Here is a 17525-nt window from a genome sequence, read left to right on the forward strand (position 1 = left end):
ATACATATCTGTCCTAATTTAAACAGCGTTTGAGGATTTTCAAAATAAGCCTGGCTTGATTAGTAATTTAAAAGCTTGCTGATAATTAACTACACCAACGGGTACTTAAAAGTATAATAAAAGACTACCAATTCAACATTTTCTTTTTGGTAATTAAATCGTATCATATAACTTAAGATTTTTCCGGCGATATATTTTGAGGTTCTGTTAAATTAAAATTTAATTTAACAATAGAAGCTTTATGAGGGTTATAGGGCGCGGCGTCATGGTTAAGGAATTTGAAGTTCCCGCAATTTAAGAATCTTTTGTTTTCACTCCATTAATTTTCTGTAGTTTCTAATTAGCTCGTTTGCTACCGTTTGAAGAAGCTTTTTCTAACCACTCAAATTGCTTCTATCTTATCTTTTCTATCTTTGCTTTCATAAAGAATATTACTTAGTAAATATTGAGCTTCAGGATAATTATGCTTTTCAGCTGCTTTCATGCGCTAAATCCTTCCCATCCGTTTATCACCCAGATGTTTACTGGATAAAAAAATCTTTTCTAATTGGTACTCCGCCAACGGAATATCACTTTTCGCTGCTCCAACAATATATTTTTTTGCTAGATCTTTATTTTTTTAACTCCCCATCCATATAGATAACTAACTAATGCCAGTAAATAATTGGGCATTGGTATCTGCTGCTTTTCTAAAAAAGAAGAGCATTTTCTAAATTTTTTTGTTCGGTAAAGTAATAATTTCCTAAATACAACTGAGCAGGCAAATATTTTTGATCTGCAGACTACGTCATTAACTCAAACCCATTAGAAAAATTTCTTCTAACGCCATAACGATTCATGTATATCATGGCTAATGGCTAAATAGAAGAGCGCTTCACCATTTCTTTCTCAGAAAGTTCTTTCAAACCTTTTTCAGCAGCTTAGTAATTTCTTTAGTAATAATCTTGAAAAACTAAGTTATTTTCTCCAAATCTTGATGAAGATAAAAACAATAACATGAGAAGGCTTAATAACCTTTTCATATTAGTCGTCATTTATATCGCTGTTATCTGCTACCATTTTTTCTTTGGATCTATCAATAAAATCCCATGCCACCGCATGGCACTAACCACTCCGTTAGCAGAATCAATATTTTTAATCCCAATAATTTCCTTGATTATTATCGCTAAATCGAGTCCATGGAAATTTACATATATCCAATACTTCCCTACAATCAATCACTTTAAATTTCAAGAGATCACTTCCCTCATTGGTACAAATGTATTTCAATCTCTTCTGATTGGTCGATAGAACAGACCAATTATGAGGAGCTATAGTGGTATTGATATGAATGATGTAAGGGTCTTCTCCCGTGCTGACCTGAAAGAGATTAACACCTTGATTAGAAATTTTATGAATAAAATAAACCGTTTTTTGGATGATATTGACCAGCAAGTTGCAGTACTAAATTATAATAATCAAATTTATATCTTACAGGATAACAACTATAAGGATAGCGGAGTATTTTTTCCTAAGCGCTGATCATCAGTCCACTTAACTAGGGTTATTATTAATTTTCGATGGATTATGCTGATTTAACTCATTCCCTAATAGTTAGTTTTTCAATCACCACTTTTGTTCCTAAATGACTGTCTTTTGTTGCAATATCAACAAAATTTTCATTTAGCCATCATTTAGCATCTTGTTTAAATAAACGAACACAACCATAACTGTCTCAGTACTCTGTAACTTAATTAGAGCCATGAAGAGCAAATTCTTTATAAAAGAACATGCAATAGGGCATGATTGCTCCTCAACTCGTCTCTACCGGGAATACATTAGATTTGCATCCTTCTCTTTTTTTTATGAAAAACATAAAATATATCCGTAATGGTTAAAGGAACGATTAACGTCGTGAGAAAAGTTTTTTCTTGAAGAAATAGGACCCCCATTTAACTAATTGAACTTGCTGATCATATAAGCTCCTCAGGCCAATTGATCTTGATTTACAATGATTAATTTTTCATCAGGTTTTTTAATTTGAAGTGGAAATGGAGAAATACTATAAAGGTTCGTATTTTAAATCCTTTGGTACAACTATCGTTTTACCAGGATATAAAAAAGTATCCGTTCGGTTCAACCTTTGGACTAGATCGCATTGATTTTCATCCGAAAACAAATTTTGCCAGGGTTACCCTTTTTGAACCTTGATGCACTCAAAACCAGGCTTGTTACATAATTGTGCTCCATAAGTTCCATAATAAGTTGCATTAGGAGAATCGTTGACAAAAACAGTTGATAAACCCAAAAGTGATATGAAGAATGTAATTATTGCCTTTACTATAGCCTTCACCAATTTTTTATTCTCGATTAAAGATATAGCCAAAAATACTAAATTTTTCGAATTTCCAGCAAGGCAAGCACGCGCAGGAAGTTTCGTTATCATAAAAAAATATGCTTTCGTCGTTCCGCGGATTGTACCAAAAATCAATTGTTTTATAAGAGTTTTCTTGATATGAGGACAGCCGTGGGAGGATGATTTTAAGAGCAGGTGAGAATGAAAAACTAACAACTAAGGTAAATTATCTTCAATTTTTTTAGGGGAGCGAATGAGATGTTGTCGGTTAAGACCGAACGTAACGGCCAAGGAACTGGCTATGTAGATGGAGGAGTAAGTCCCGATGATGATTCCGATGATTAAAGCCAAAGTAAAAGGTCGCAAGGTGGTACCACCAAAAATAAATAAAGCCACCACAACAATTAATGTTAAACCTGAGGTCATAATGGTTCGGGATAAGGTTTGATTAATGGATAAATCTACAATTTCCATTGGAGTGCCACAACGAACTTTGCCGAAATTTTGGCGAATTCGATCATAAACTACGATAGTATCATTAAGGGAATAACCTATGACCGTTAAGACTGCTGCCAATACAATTAAATTAAATTCTAAATGGAAAAAAGAAAAAATTCCTAAAATTAATATGGGATCATGAATCAAAGCAATAGCAGCACTTAAAGCAAAGCGAAATTCGAAACGTAAAGCGATGTAAATCATAGTAGCAATTAAGCCTACAATGACAGCTAAAATCCCATTCGTCATTAATTGCTGCCCCACCTGCGGACCGATATAATCCAACGATCCAATAGTGCCACCGGGCATCGCTGCTATTAATTTTTCTTTGAGCTGCTCTTGGATTAACTCTTTGTGCGGCGCTATACGAACCAAAATATGACGAACATCATAAACCCGGACTACTGTTTGAGGAAAACCTTGATCCGCTAAATTTTTTCGAATCGCAGATGTATCAACCGGTTGCGCAAAACTCACTTCAACCTGAGTTCCTCCCGTAAAATCCAATCCTAAATTTAATCCATAAATAAAAATAGACATTATAGAAGCAAGAAAAATAATGGCTGAAAAAATACCAGCCCATTTACGTTGACGCATGAATGGAATTTTGGTATTAGCTTTAAAAAATTCCATTACCATTTACCTTCAACAAGTTTAGGTTTAATTCCAATAGATAATCGGGAAACGCCTCGACGTCCATAAATCAAATTGACGACGGCACGAGTAAAGAAAATCGCCGTTAACATGGAGGAAAGAAGTCCAATTGTAGTGGTTACCGCAAATCCTTGGACAGGCCCAGAGCCTAAAGCAAATAAAACGATCATTACAATCAATGTCGTCACATTAGCGTCCACGATGGTAGCAAAGGCACGATCATATCCCGCTTTAATGCTTGCGTGAAACGACATCCCGTTCCGAAGCTCTTCACGGATCCTCTCGTTAATTAATATATTGGCATCTACGGCCATGCCCACGGTTAAAACAATTCCGGCAATACCGGGCAGTGTTAGTGTTGCGCCTAAAATTGACAGTACAGAAACAATAAAAATTATATTTAATATCAATGCGATATCAGCAATAATTCCAAATAAGCAATAATAAAATGCCATAAGTAAAATCACTAACAAGGCACCAATCTCAGTAGAAAGCACACCCATATGGATATTTTCTTGGCCAAGGCTAGGACCCACTACCCGCTCCTGAACAAAATCCACTGGAACCGGATAAGCACCGGAACGCAGCAATAACGCTAAATTCTTAGCGTATTCCATAGTAGAAAGATTAGTGATTTGAAAATCATTTCCTAAAGCCGTCTGGATGGTCGCGATGTTAATTACCCGTTCCAGCTGACGGTGCCACGTAACTACTTTTCCGTTTTCCAAATGCCGAGTGGTTTGGGTTTCCACATATACCACCGCTAATGGTTTACCCACATTTTTCTCAGTAATTCGATTAAAAGAAGACACTTCACTACCACTTACCCGAATTTGTACCGCGGGGCGGCCAGTTTCTCCAATAATACTTGAGGCATTAATAATTGAAGTTCCCTTTAAAACTACCTGCTGCTTGAGTAAGACAGGTTCATTTTCATAGGCATATAATTTTGAACCAAAAGGCACGGCCCCTGTTTTAGCAGCTGTTTGAGCATCGTGCTCCACATCAACCAATTGCAAACGGATGGTAGCCACTTTACCAATAATATCTTTTGCCCGGGCAGTATCTTGGATACCTGGGAGATCGACACTAATATGACTTTCTCCTTGCTGTTGAATTACTGGTTCAGCCACACCTAGCTCATTTACCCGTGTTCGAAGAATACCAGTAATCTGCTCGACTGCATTTTGTTGGATTTGATGGAAAGCTTCCTTGGAAATAGTCCCTCGAATGTTTAGCCCTTGGCCTTGAAATTGATAATCCCTGAATTTTTTTTGTAATAGATTCATTCCTTGCTCACGCGCTTGCATATCGCAGAAATGGATGATAATTCCCTGTGAATCACTGCTCATATTAGTATATCGAACTCGTGCTTCGCGAAGAGCAGCAGTGATACTATGAACATCTCCGCCTTCCTGGGCCTTAAGCATAGCATCGACATCAACGTCTAATAAAAAGTGAATCCCTCCCCGCAAATCCAATCCCAATCGCATGGGTTTGGCGCCAATCGCTTGGAGACATTTCGGAGTACGGGGCGCTAAATTTAATGCGACTGAGTAATCTGTATCCACACTCGCTTGGATCACATCTTGTGCTTTGAGTTGAGCTTCCGTATTAGGAAAGCGGACTAAGATTGAATTCGCAGTGCGTTGAAAATATTGGTAAGGAATACTCTGAGCATTCAGATTCGATGCAATCCGTTTTTCTAGCTCCGGCCTAATAGACACCCCTTTTTTTGCCGAAATTTGAATGGCTGGATCTTCACCATATAAATTAGGGAACGCATAAATCACACCCTCTAGGATGAGAAAAGCGAGCAAAATATAACGCCAGAGCGGATATCGATTCATGCTTTACCTTAAGCAAAAAAAAATTAAATCGAATCGATGGTGCCTTTAGGCAATATCGAAGCAATCGATCCCTTTTTCACAGTGATTTCTGTGGCTTTGCCTATTTCAAGCACAACGAAGTTATCTTTTAATCGCGTTACTTTTCCTGCAATGCCTCCAGTCGTCATAACTTCATCTCCAATGGTAATATTTTCCAGTAACTGCCTTTGTTCTTTCGCTCGCTTAGCCTGGGGTCTGATTAACAGAAAATAAAAAACCAAAATTAATAAGAGTGGTAACCACAGCATCGACCAAAAGCTTCCAGGATGAGGAGGTTGTTGGGCGACAACTGGCGCACCATAGGCCGTACCAATACCTAAAAGATTCAAAAGACTCATAGTTACTCCTCGTAGTTTAGGCGCTTGAGCTCACCAGAAAAAAGCCTTAATGTACCGTTTTCAAAGCCAAGACGCAAATTTACTGTATGAGACATTCCATTATCCTTCTCTCTTATCCTTCTTGACTTTCATTCTGCATCTTCTACACTAGTATCATGTTAAATTTCAAACAAAATCAAGTGATTGCCGTAGGCCTTTCAGGAGGTGTGGACTCCTCTGTGGCCGCACTCACCTTAAAAAAAGCAGGATACAAAATCTTTGGGCTTTTCATGCAAAACTGGGAAGGCGACAAGAATGACCCTATGTGCACAGCCGAACAGGATCTAAGCGATGCCAAGGCCATTGCGGATCATATTGACATCCCTTTATACACGATCAATTTTAGTAAGGAATACTGGACCAATGTTTTTCAATATTGCTTGGACGAATTTGCTAATGGTCGAACACCTAATCCCGATGTATTATGTAATCGAGAAATTAAATTCAAATCCCTACTTGAACATGCTAAAAAACTAGGCGCAGATTATCTTGCTACAGGTCATTATGCCGGCTTGCAAGAGGAAAACGGCTATTTTAAGTTGTTAAAAGCCCGTGACGAGAACAAAGATCAAAGCTATTTTTTGTATCTTCTCAATCAATACCAATTGGCTCATAGCTTTTTCCCCCTAAGTAATTACCGAAAATCTGATATTCGAGCAATAGCAAAAAATGCGGGTTTAATCACCCACGCCAAAAAAGATAGCACAAGCATTTGTTTTATTGGTGAGCGCAAATTTAAGGAATTTCTTAGCGAATTTTTATTGGCACAACCAGGAAATATGGAAACACCCGAAGGCAAGGTTGTCGGCAAGCATGACGGTATCATGTTCTATACTCGCGGACAACGCAAAGGCCTTCACATCGGTGGTCGTCCTGATAGTAACGAAAAGCCTTGGTACGTCATTGATAAAGACGTTAAGCGTAATGTATTAATCGTGGGTCAAGGGCATGATCATCCTTTGCTCTATACCAAAGAACTCTCTTTTTCCAACGTGCATTGGATTCAAGGCAGTCCGCCTTCACCACCCTTGACCTGCAAGGCTAAAACTCGCTACCGTCAAGCAGATCAATCGTGCATCATTTCATCGCTTGCTTCGGACCACTGTCGGGCAGTGTTCGAAAAACCACAACGAGCCATAACAGCCGGCCAATCTGTAGTTTTTTATTTAGGGAATCAATGCTTAGGTGGAGGCATTATTGAAAATGATCGTTCACAAACTTTCTGAAAAAAATGTAAGCCATGCGAAGGTGGCACTCCTGCGCTTACCAAAGAAGAAGTTACTAACCTAATGGAAAGATTAAATACGTGGGAATTAAATGAAAGTGTGCCGCCCAAATCAGAAAAACATTTCGTTTTAAAAATTTTTATCAGACAATGAGCTTCGTTAATGCAATTGTATGGATTGCCAACTAAGAAAACCATCATCCGGATCTTGAAATTAGCTATAATCACTGCCTTGTAAAATTCATTACTCACGCTGTTAAGGGCTTGTCGGAAAACGACTTCATATGCGCAGCTAAAATTGATAATTGATCGGTTAATCGATTAATGTTGATAAGTCCTCTACAACCAGCGGCCCTTCGCGCTGCAGATACCTTTCTTCACTGGGGTAATTTGAAAGGTAATGGTATTAGTCTCGCTGTTAGCACTCTCGCCGCTAAAAATTTTGGACCTCTATTGTTAATCACTTTGGATGTTCATTCCGACAATCGTTTTCTCCACGCGTTGTCCTTTTTTTTACAGCTAAAAATGAAACACCCATTTTACATTTTCTCACATGGTAAACTTTACTTTACGACCACTTCTTTCCCCACCAAGATATTATTTACGAAAGGCTGCTAACTCTTTACCAGTTACCTCGTCTTTCACGGCGAATTATAGTCCGTGCCTTTCCTACCCTTATGCAACGTCTTTGTCCCTCTGATCATTTAGAAAAAAAATAACTTTGTACTTCATTAAGCAAAAATTTTCATTAGAAAAAATTGTGAAAGACTTTTATCTGGTGGTACCGTCCTATTCAGCAAGTTATGGAACATGGAGAATACGCTTAATGAGGATCCATTGTTGACATTTTTCCAATGGGAAGTCCTTTACCTTATCGCATTGAATTGTTCGACAATGAAGTCGTTAGTATTGGTAATTTTGATCCAGAAACCCAATGCTCGCTTGAAAAAATAGAACCGATTTTCTTATTGCCGGCACGTGAATACCCGCTAACTGAAGAAGCGATTACCCGCTTCCGCCAGAGCTGGAGAGCTAAATTTTCAGGAAACCCACAAGATGCTCCTCTTTATTAACAAAGTCAGTGCAGGAAAATCGGCAACGGGCATATAATATTATTTACCTTTATTTTTTTAGAATACCCAAAGCCTTTTTCTTATCTACCTCAAAATATGGTCATTATTTTAATCGGAGATTTAGAGGCATCTGCTAAACAATTTTAGCATAAGGTAAAAAAATCGTTACGAACAATTAGGCTACGACGTTATCCGACCGTTATATGCTCCTGACAAAATATTTTGGTCATTAAGATTTCATCGAAAAAAAGACTAGTATTATTTTGTGCCGAGACAGCAGCTCGCCGCGAAACTTTATTTGATTTAATGAAAGAAATCGAAATTACATCTATCCAAAGTAAAAATTGGCAAGATTTTTTAACTAAAAGTGAACCCTATAACATCACCATTGCCCCTCTCGATCAAGTTATTTTATGTTCTAATCTTCCTTTTATTCTTATTTCAAAATTTCAACTATTCAGCGAGCAAGTATGTCAACACCGTCTAGAAAAAGACAAAAAATAGATCCCAATTTATTAATTCGTAATTTGAAAAAATTGCACATTAGCAATCCTGTAGTTCATATTCAACGTAGCATAGGTCGTTATATGGGTTTATAAACTATTAAAACAAGCAAAAATAAAGACGAATTTTAATATTACGATATGCCGACAACGATAAAATTTATGTTCGTGTTTCTTCATTAAATTTACTTAGACTGCTACTGAATACTGTAAAATCAATCCATCTTGTTTTAGGAGTTTATGAAAAAATCTATTAGAGCGTTATGCCAATGTTCTTATCAGGCTAAAAATAAATAAAGTAATTATTTTTCATGGCCTTTGACTCAATAAGATAAATTGTCTCGGACTTGTAGATGTAATAGAAATCAACGAATATACAAAAACGTATTATTAGCTTGACCCTAAAGATTAGGGTCTTAACTATTCTTCTTTATTAGAGATTAAAGTTAGCAATACCAAAATTAAATTTTTATCCCATAAATGATACATTTTTAATACTAGCGTTGTGTTCTATATTACAGGAGAAACCCTTTCTATTATGGCATAAATTGAGCTAGTACATTAAACTATTAAAAATAGGAGCATTATTAACTATAATTAACCAATTATAGAAAAAATATTATGAAATATTATTTTAAAGAAATTTTGGGAAATAAAAAACAGGAAATCAACTGATTAAAATATCATTTCCCTTATGAGAAAAGATCCCATTCCTTAAAAAAATATTTTAAACAAACTTTACAGTCAGAAAAAATTAACATTATTTCCGAAATTAAGAATAAGTCTTCTTCGAATTAAAATTTAGCTAATATTTCAGATTTCCTTATTTTATCTAAAAATATCTTCCTGAAGGCACTTTAGCTTTATCAATTTTAACTTATGAATTTGCCTTTAAAGGTTCCATTAACGATCTTAAAATAATCAGTACTCTATTTAATTCTACTTCTATTTTTTTCGAAATGATTTTATATTGGATTTTATTAAAATAGAAGAAACTGTTTCAGCAGGAGCAAATTCTATATTATTAATCCTTTCTATTTTAAAATAAAAAACTCAAGATTTATTTTAAACTGCCAAGGAATATAGTATTGATACGTTAATTGAAGTACACAATCGTAATGAATTAGATTACGAACTTAAAATTGACGACAATAATATTGGTGTTAATAATCGAAATATGACAAATTTTTAGGTCGATCTAATAAACGCTTTTTGATTAAAACTCTATATTTTAAATTCTGTTCTAAGCGTTTCTGAGTCCGATATCCAAACTTTGTATGATGCAGAACGTTACATTTTTTATGGATATGACGAGATTTTAATTAGTGAAGTTTTTTTTAAATCCAAAAATCTTAAAAAAATTTATTATTAATATTATACAGTAATTATGATTAATAATATTTACATAAAGATATGTGTTATAAAAGAGCCATTTCTTATAAAAAAACTTTTTATTAAGCTGCTAATTTGATTTGGAATAATTACTTATTCCAAATCAAATTGCTATATGAATATAATTACTGCTCAAGAAATTTCTGGTGCACTCAGAAAACCAGGCAGTACGCGGATTGATATATTTGTCGACTATTCAGACAAAGAAATCAAAGATTTTTTTCGAGATCTACTAAATTAAAGTTATCCAATTTCAAGGTTATTTATATAAATCAGAACGTCATTTGTTACTAAATTTTATAAATGTATACATTTCTTAACAGTTAATAAAGAAGTGATTATTATACCTGACAATGTGAAAGGTACGGATCATTTAAGAGAAAACCGTGACTTCATTTTATTTGATAATTCTAAAGACAGAAGTTGTGAATCCTATGATTTAGTTAATTTTAATTATATGGGAAAATTTTGCTACTTTATTTTAGGTGGACTTTCATCAAAAAATATTTTTTAAGCAGTTTAACTAACTTCACCTTATAACATCGATATATCCGGTGGTGTTTAAGATACCGAAGGAAATAAAAATATTTTTCTCATTCAATCATTTATTTAGAATACTTCCTCAAAATCATGTAACAAAAATTTTTTGAATAGTGTAAGGGGTCGTTTTGAGACTTTTGTATGCTATTATCTTTCTGAAACATTAATAGCATCTGTTAAAGAACTATAAGAAGTAATGAATAATTTTGTTACAACTTCAGCCTTTCAATAGTAATTATAGGCTATTATACATAATTATTCAGGTCGACCAACTCCCTTAACCGAAGCAAAGCAATTGAGGGACACCCTTCAGGGTCCATGTATTTTCTTAAAACGAGAAGATCTGCTTCATACTGGGGCTCACAAATTAAATAACGCCTTCGGTCAATGCCTTCTAGCTAAAAAGCTTCGAAAAACTGAATAATCTTAGAAACAGAGTCAGGACAACACAGTGTAGCTACAGCTACCTCTTATGCTTATTTCAATTTAACCTACGATATTTATATGGGCGCTAAAGAGATCGAACGTCAATCGCCCAATCTAGAAACGATGAAATATTAGGCGCTAATGTAATTCTTGTTACCACAGGATTTCAAACTCTAAAAGACCCCGTTAATAAAGCATCACAAGATTGGTCCGCTTCTTATGAACACACGCACTATTGTTTAGGATCGGCTTTAGACTCCCCGCCCCCACCCTGAAATGGTTGCTTTATTTCAATCGGTCATTGGTAAAGAAGTGAAAGAACAGATTCATGCGCAAATCCAGAAACAACCCGATGTAGTTATTGCTTGCATGGGAAGAGGTTCAAATGCCATTGGTATTTTTCTATTTTTATTGAAGATCCAAACGTGAGTTTAATTAGGGTAGAATCCGGCGGGAAAGGTCCCTCATCTCAACGAGTACGCAGCACGTATTATGTAAAGGCAAAAACGGCTGTTATATGGGTACTTACACTTACGTTTTACAAGACAGATACGGATAAATTGCTTCCACCACTCCGTTTCAGCGGGCTTGGATTATCCCACAATTGGTCCACAACATTCTGCGCTTTATGAAACGGAACGAGCCACTCATACAAGGGCCAGTGATGAAGAAGCTTTACCAGCATTTAAATTACTGGGTCGAATTAAAGTTATTATTCCAGTACTAGAATCCTCTCATGCTTTAGCTTATCTAATTACTCATGGGAAAAAAATATTTACTCAGAACGATAGTATTATTGTTAACTTATCGGGACGAGGCGATAAAGATTTACTACAAGTAATGCAATATGATAAATCGAATTGAATAACCGATAAAAAAACATTCTGGTTATGTCATCTATTTATTTACTGGGAATGGCAGATTGCACTGTTCGCTGGAAGCAATGCTTGCTTTAGTGAAAGGTGGAGTAAATATTTTAGAAATAGGGGTCCCTTTTTCAGATCCCATCGACGATGGACTAATTATCCAACAAACAGCAACCCGAGCTCTCGCACAAGGAATTACTTTTCAAGCTGTCCTTAAATTAATAAGTACGTTTAGAACATACAGTCAAATTCCCATTATTTTATTTACTTATTTTAATCCCCTACTCGTTACATGCGAATAAATTTATTATCAAATGAAATTAGACGGTATTGATGGTTGTCTTGTAGTCGATTTACCTCCGGAGGAGACGCATCATCATTATACCTTATGTAGGGCTACGGACTTTGCTCCTATTTTGTTAATTTCCCCTTCGACCTCTAAACGAATTAAAAAAATTGTTACTTTCGACCAGGGAATGCTCTATTATGTTTATCGCAAATAAAATCCTAAACGACTTTACCGGTTTTCACAGGGTTCGAAATTACTAATAAAGAAATGGCAGTACAAACCCTAAAAAATCGTATGGTTTTTTTATTAGTTCTTTATTTGTAAAAGCAATTTCTGAAGGAATTAGAGGCGAAGCTTTAAGTGCTCTGGAGCAATCGATTAATCCCTTTCCGCTGCCCCCGAAAACCAGCGCGATTAAATAAATATTCCTTAATCTCTAACAAAATTTAAGAATAAGGTTGAAGTGCTTTCCTAATTTAGGCGTACAATTACAGCAACCAATGAGGGTGTACGTCTCTATAGATGGGGAAGATGATAACCCAAATCATTGGGAGCAATAATGACTTTAATGTGACTTTCCCCAATGAGATAGGCTAAAACAAACAACTGTTCAATAGCCTTTATTTCCTAACGGAATACAACCAATAGAATAATGGTTCCCATGGATGAAAATATCATCACCGAAATTACGTCAACCATCTAATTCGGCATGATATTGGTCAAAAGCGTTGGGATAATTAAGCATTAGCGAAAGATCAAATCGACTGTCGGGATTGTAACCGACAATGTTATAAATCCCTTCAGGCACTTGATGATCGCGATCATGAAGTTTAGGTCCAGGGCCTCCACTGGAAAAAGCTAAAATAGAAAAAGAACGAATATAGTGCCAACGACCACTACTTCGAGTCAACAATTACATTCGATGCGTATCCTTAAATACTAATAATGAATTTTTTTTAGGGAGATAGGGAACTCCAGCCCGCTCAAAATAAGGTTCTAAATTTTCCGAAGTATAAGTTTGATACTTTTTAATTACGCTTGCGGTACTACGCCAAGGTTTATAGGGAGAAGCTACACAACCGTCAAATGTTACTAAGAATTAAAGAAGGGAAGATAAATTTAATAACAGCCAATAAAAATCTATGACTCATAAGCACTTGATATAAATAACATTAATTTAATTTGGGAAAAATTTATAATGTTATATTTCAGAAAATATGCTTAAACAAGTAAAAGACATATTACAGTCATTTGCAACCGCGGCAATCCATGAAGTTACTAAGTCCAAAGCCCCCTTCACCCGAGGCTCCTATATGTTATTATCTTCTAAATTCTTAAGGAGACTACAGCTAGGGCAATGGAAATGAGCCAATTAGTTTTTTATCGCTTCTTTCGGCATTCACTTCTCCTTCTCTTTTTAATCGTTTTATACCCTCCCGCTGCTATTATTTATGTGGTACACCAGCGTAGTTTTAGATGGCTTTCTAAAAACTTTACTTCACCTCTTTATTCAAGAAGGATTTTTTACAGGGCTGTCCCGTATCTGGGGCCCTGTTTTCTTTGGAACCCAGAAAGGGTGGCTATAATCGGAATTTTTATGGTTGTCCAGCTCCTATTAATACGAGTCATGCTGGTCAAACAGTTCAAAGGTTCTCATACATCAAAAAAATATTCCTGTTTATAAAGCGAAAGGGGTAACTTATTTTTTTCTTTCATTAATTTTATTTTACCTTAGCGCTTATCAATTGTATTGGCTTTCAGACACGATCGTTTACGATAACTTTGGCAGAATTTTAGGCACATTAAATATTTTTAGTTTATTTTTTCTTGTTTCTTTATTCCAAAGGCCATAACTTTCCATCTACTTCGAATCATAGTGCAAGCGGTAATTTTATTTTTGATTATTACTAGGGTACAGAACTTTATCCACGAATCCTTGATTAGGATATAAAAACATTTATGAATCGTCGTTTTGGAATGATGAGATAGGCAATTATTGTTTTGTCATTTTCTGTAAAACAATATCAATTATATAGCTTAAGTAATTCCATACTAGTAGCTCTCTCAATCTAACTTCTGTACATTAAAAAATTTTTTTTGATGTGAAACAGCATATTTATGCTCCTTAGACATCATGTACAATCGAGCTAGTCTTTATATTTGTTTGAGCTTTTTAGTCTGAGTTTTAAGTGTTTATACCTCACCTATTTTATATCTGGTTAATCACCCTAATCATTTAAGTAAATTAGGAGTTAGTTTAATTCTTCTTTTAGGTGCAAGATGTATCTTTTTATTAATTATCTTCCACATGCACAGTGGAAAAGAGTAAAAGCCACTAATGGAAATTGAAAAATTTAGGGCAAGAAGACTAAAATAATTCATGCTACTTATCTAAAAAAAAGACCAAAAAGATAATATTATTAGCCTATAGTTGGTAAAGAATTTCTTTTCACTTTTAATACCTTCCTAAAATCGGTACTGACTTATTTTACACTATGTCAGCAATCTTCTCGGATACCCTTATTATTTCTATGTAGTATTTTAACGATGCTCTTAATTCACCGTTTACTTTGCTATCAAAAGCACTGTAAAAAAATATAGTCCATACTAAACCAATTATTTTCAACAGGTTTCTAATTAAATCATTCCCAATTTTTTAATTATTAAATTATGTTCTGTATTAAAATTTAAAAAATCCTCAGCGACTTAAAGGTTTTATGATCAATAAAACAATCATTATTAAAAAAACAAAGCCCCTATCATAATCACAACTTTGGACAGGGCAAAGAGCTTTTTATTATCAAAAAGGCGTAGATACTTGGACAGATGAAGTGCCTTTTATATTACTAGTAATCCTTATATTGCTTCCACTTATTCGAAAATAGTAATTTTCTTCATTCAAAATTAACTTAAAAAAACCAAAATCTATAGTTTAACCTTTTTATATTTTAGAATTAGGTACGGGAAGTGGTCAGTTTAGTTATTTAGTTCTCAAAAAAAAACATTCAATTAAAAGAGAAATTGAGTTTATCTAAAGTTGATATTCGTTACATAATTAGCAATTTTATATAAAATAAAATTAAATTTTTTAAAAAACTATTCTATATTAAGTCTATTTCTATAAAAAAATTATATTTTATAATTTATTATTTAGAAAACTATGCTAATATTACTTTAATATAAGAAAATACGATCTGAAAACCTCATTCATTAAAAAAACCTTTGATTATTTTTTCCAATTATATTTTTAATAGCGTTAAAAGCAATTTCTTTTCTATTAAAAATTTTCAATTAAAAGAATTTCTGATTACCTTGAAATAACATAAAAAAATTGACATAGAAAAGGTCTCTATTAATTGAAAAAATTAAAATTGAATTTAATGAACGTTCCATCTCCGATAATTATTACTCAAATTAAATAATAGACCTAATCTTTCACTATTACAAAGAAGTGCTAAAAGATGCACAATTATTATTTCCTATTGGCGCCATTCGTTGCCTTGAGAATTTAAGTAAAATTAAAAAAAGAAAGTTACTGATAATTTCCTCAGATAAAGGATTTAACTCTTTGTAAGAACTGGACGAACTTGATTATTCGAAACTCGATTTCTATGATAACTTTTCCTTAGATTAATTACCAATGCTATTGGAGAATACTTTAAACGAAATCAAGGGGATGTTTTGCCAAAACTCCACGAGATAGCTTATTGAGCATGATTGGCGCCTATGGATTCGGCTTCGATGAATTTTCATTAATTCAAAGGGGCTGCTTTAGGATAATATTGAAGGCTTCAGTCCTACAAATTATTTCATTTGTTATGAACACCTATAAAATACAGCCGATAAAGTATCTCTAGAAATATTTTTATTTTTTTGTGTCTATCTTAGTGGAATACTTTTTTATCAAATTTATTCTGAAATAATTAAGAAATTAAAAAAATGGAGGATCAAATACTTGCGCTATCTCAAAAAAGAACCTGCCCTCGGTGGTCATCAACAATTTTTACTTCTTACCCGGGTATTATGATGATATTTTCTTTTCTTTAGGACTTATTTTCTATGAACTTGATTAATATAAAACCGGCATTCATTATTATTTAGGGTCTGAAAAACAATTCTAACCTTGTTTTCAATCGGCTTACAATCTTAGCCTATGTTACTATTATGACATGCAATATTTTTTTTAACTGTTAATTTCTTTAAAAAAAAATATTTGAAATTTAATCCAAAAGCAAAAAGGCTAAAGATTTACTTAAGAAAGCAACACCTAAAATTAAAAAATAATTACTTATATTTAATTATTACTGGTTGACTTAACGATAAGTCTCTTTAATAAAAAGTATAATAATTCCTTATATAAATAACCCTATTGGCATAAGTATAATTGTCCGCTGTATAAATATAGATACCGTTTTCCAATCGTCCGTCCCATAGCCAATCTAAAATGTTACCTACCACCAGTTTAAAAATGAAACCTCCTATCATAATAACGAAGTTAGTAAATGTAATGGCCGTTCCTGAAATTTTATGCGGATTATTTTCTTTACCAAAGTAAAGCATAAGGGATGGAGGCCACAACAAATACCAAAAATTAACAATAAATGATAGAAAAAGGATAGAAAACGTAAAAAGATAACCAATGGGCAAATAAAACAATACTTGAAACAATAGTTGTAATACTTGGAACAATAGTTGGCAAAAAAGAATAAAAAAGTAAGTTTTTTTTACAGGTCCAAAAAATATCTGAGATAGCTCCGCTAACAAAACTCGATACAATCTAGCCAATTAGTATTATACCGCCCCAAGCTACTTGTTCAGGAGTGAGATGATGAACGTAACGCAAATACGGAATTGCCCATATCTAAAAACACAGAGTAAGGTAAATAAAGTAATGAGCCAACGCGACGCCGGTAAACCACATCTGTCGATTTTTTATAATTTTCTATAAGAAGTCGCCTAATTGCCGATAACCTAAACGGCCATTTCCCAATCATTTTCCTCTAGCAATCTAGGTTTATCTTGAATAAGTAGCCATATGAGCAGAATTAGGCCTACACCAACAAATAATGAAATATACAAAGCAAAATAGAAACTATCTACTTTTATAGCGCGAGTCAAATAAATATCGGTGAAAATTGCAGTAACCATGCCACAACTTGTGACAATACCCCTTACCGTAGCAAAATATTTTCAAGGCAAGCAAGTCAAAGCCAATTTTTAGGCCGTGACATAAGCGAAAGCGGCACCAAACCTCACAATAAAAACGGCCAATCAATGCCAAATCAAATAATTCAAAATAAGCGAAAACTGATATCCCCCACGTTACTAATAGCAATAATTAATGAGCGATTAGGACTGATATGATCAAACCAATACCCCCCCATAGGTAACTGCATTGGAGGGATAGGAGAAATAATAAAATGAAGTTAATAAGCCAAATCCACCTGCTGTAATATGA

General features: G+C 34.3%; 10 protein-coding genes and 4 pseudogenes. 8 read left to right on the forward strand and 6 right to left on the reverse strand.

Annotated elements, in window-relative coordinates:
- Positions 1–1134 precede the first annotated feature (1134 nt).
- The 5 genes and pseudogenes from CleRt_RS10090 to yajC form a co-directional block, all read right to left on the reverse strand.
- Positions 1135–1434 (reverse strand): hypothetical protein, encoded by a 300-nt coding sequence (locus CleRt_RS10090; protein WP_157870842.1) that lies wholly within the window; start codon positions 1432–1434, stop codon positions 1135–1137.
- Positions 1435–1579: 145 nt separating this feature from the next.
- A pseudogene (locus CleRt_RS14105) lies at positions 1580–2323 on the reverse strand (L,D-transpeptidase).
- A gap of 228 nt (positions 2324–2551) precedes the next feature.
- Positions 2552–3466 (reverse strand): protein translocase subunit SecF, encoded by a 915-nt coding sequence (gene secF, locus CleRt_RS04705; RefSeq protein WP_048875793.1) that lies wholly within the window; start codon positions 3464–3466, stop codon positions 2552–2554.
- Complete coding sequence (secD, locus tag CleRt_RS04710; RefSeq protein WP_048875272.1) at positions 3466–5337, reverse strand: protein translocase subunit SecD; 1872 nt, start codon at positions 5335–5337, stop codon at positions 3466–3468. The genes secF and secD overlap by 1 nt, the downstream gene beginning before the upstream one ends.
- Before the next feature lie 23 nt (positions 5338–5360).
- Positions 5361–5714, reverse strand: coding sequence for a preprotein translocase subunit YajC (gene yajC / locus CleRt_RS04715; RefSeq protein ID WP_048875273.1), 354 nt, complete (start codon positions 5712–5714; stop codon positions 5361–5363).
- Positions 5715–5869: 155 nt separating this feature from the next.
- Here yajC and mnmA point away from each other — a divergent pair, with 155 nt between their 5' ends.
- The 8 genes and pseudogenes from mnmA to trpA all read left to right on the forward strand — a co-directional run bounded on the left by mnmA (position 5870) and on the right by trpA (position 12489).
- Positions 5870–6979 (forward strand): tRNA 2-thiouridine(34) synthase MnmA, encoded by a 1110-nt coding sequence (gene mnmA / locus CleRt_RS04720; RefSeq protein ID WP_048875274.1) that lies wholly within the window; start codon positions 5870–5872, stop codon positions 6977–6979.
- Positions 6980–7287, forward strand: a pseudogene (locus tag CleRt_RS10710) (4a-hydroxytetrahydrobiopterin dehydratase); the annotation flags it as partial.
- 545 nt (positions 7288–7832) lie between these two features.
- Positions 7833–8051 (forward strand): hypothetical protein, encoded by a 219-nt coding sequence (locus CleRt_RS11940; protein ID WP_053097890.1) that lies wholly within the window; start codon positions 7833–7835, stop codon positions 8049–8051.
- A gap of 222 nt (positions 8052–8273) precedes the next feature.
- Positions 8274–8555, forward strand: a complete 282-nt coding sequence (locus tag CleRt_RS11945) for a hypothetical protein (protein ID WP_053097892.1) — start codon at positions 8274–8276, stop codon at positions 8553–8555.
- A 1083-nt stretch (positions 8556–9638) separates the two neighbouring features.
- Positions 9639–9746: pseudogene (locus tag CleRt_RS14110) on the forward strand (indole-3-glycerol phosphate synthase TrpC); the annotation flags it as partial.
- 1442 nt (positions 9747–11188) lie between these two features.
- Complete coding sequence (locus CleRt_RS11950; RefSeq protein WP_235378863.1) at positions 11189–11341, forward strand: hypothetical protein; 153 nt, start codon at positions 11189–11191, stop codon at positions 11339–11341.
- A gap of 159 nt (positions 11342–11500) precedes the next feature.
- On the forward strand, positions 11501–11776 hold the full coding sequence (locus CleRt_RS11955) for a PALP domain-containing protein (RefSeq protein WP_235378864.1): 276 nt from the start codon (positions 11501–11503) through the stop codon (positions 11774–11776).
- A 7-nt stretch (positions 11777–11783) separates the two neighbouring features.
- Positions 11784–12489 (forward strand): annotated as a pseudogene (gene trpA / locus CleRt_RS13315) (tryptophan synthase subunit alpha).
- Positions 12490–12758: 269 nt separating this feature from the next.
- On the opposite strand, the gene CleRt_RS11965 reads toward trpA, so the two are convergent.
- Complete coding sequence (locus tag CleRt_RS11965; RefSeq protein ID WP_235378866.1) at positions 12759–12977, reverse strand: hypothetical protein; 219 nt, start codon at positions 12975–12977, stop codon at positions 12759–12761.
- Positions 12978–17525 lie beyond the last annotated feature (4548 nt).

Origin of the sequence: Candidatus Coxiella mudrowiae, assembly GCA_001077715.1 — a bacterium.
Taxonomy (GTDB): Bacteria; Pseudomonadota; Gammaproteobacteria; order Coxiellales; family Coxiellaceae; genus Coxiella; species Coxiella mudrowiae.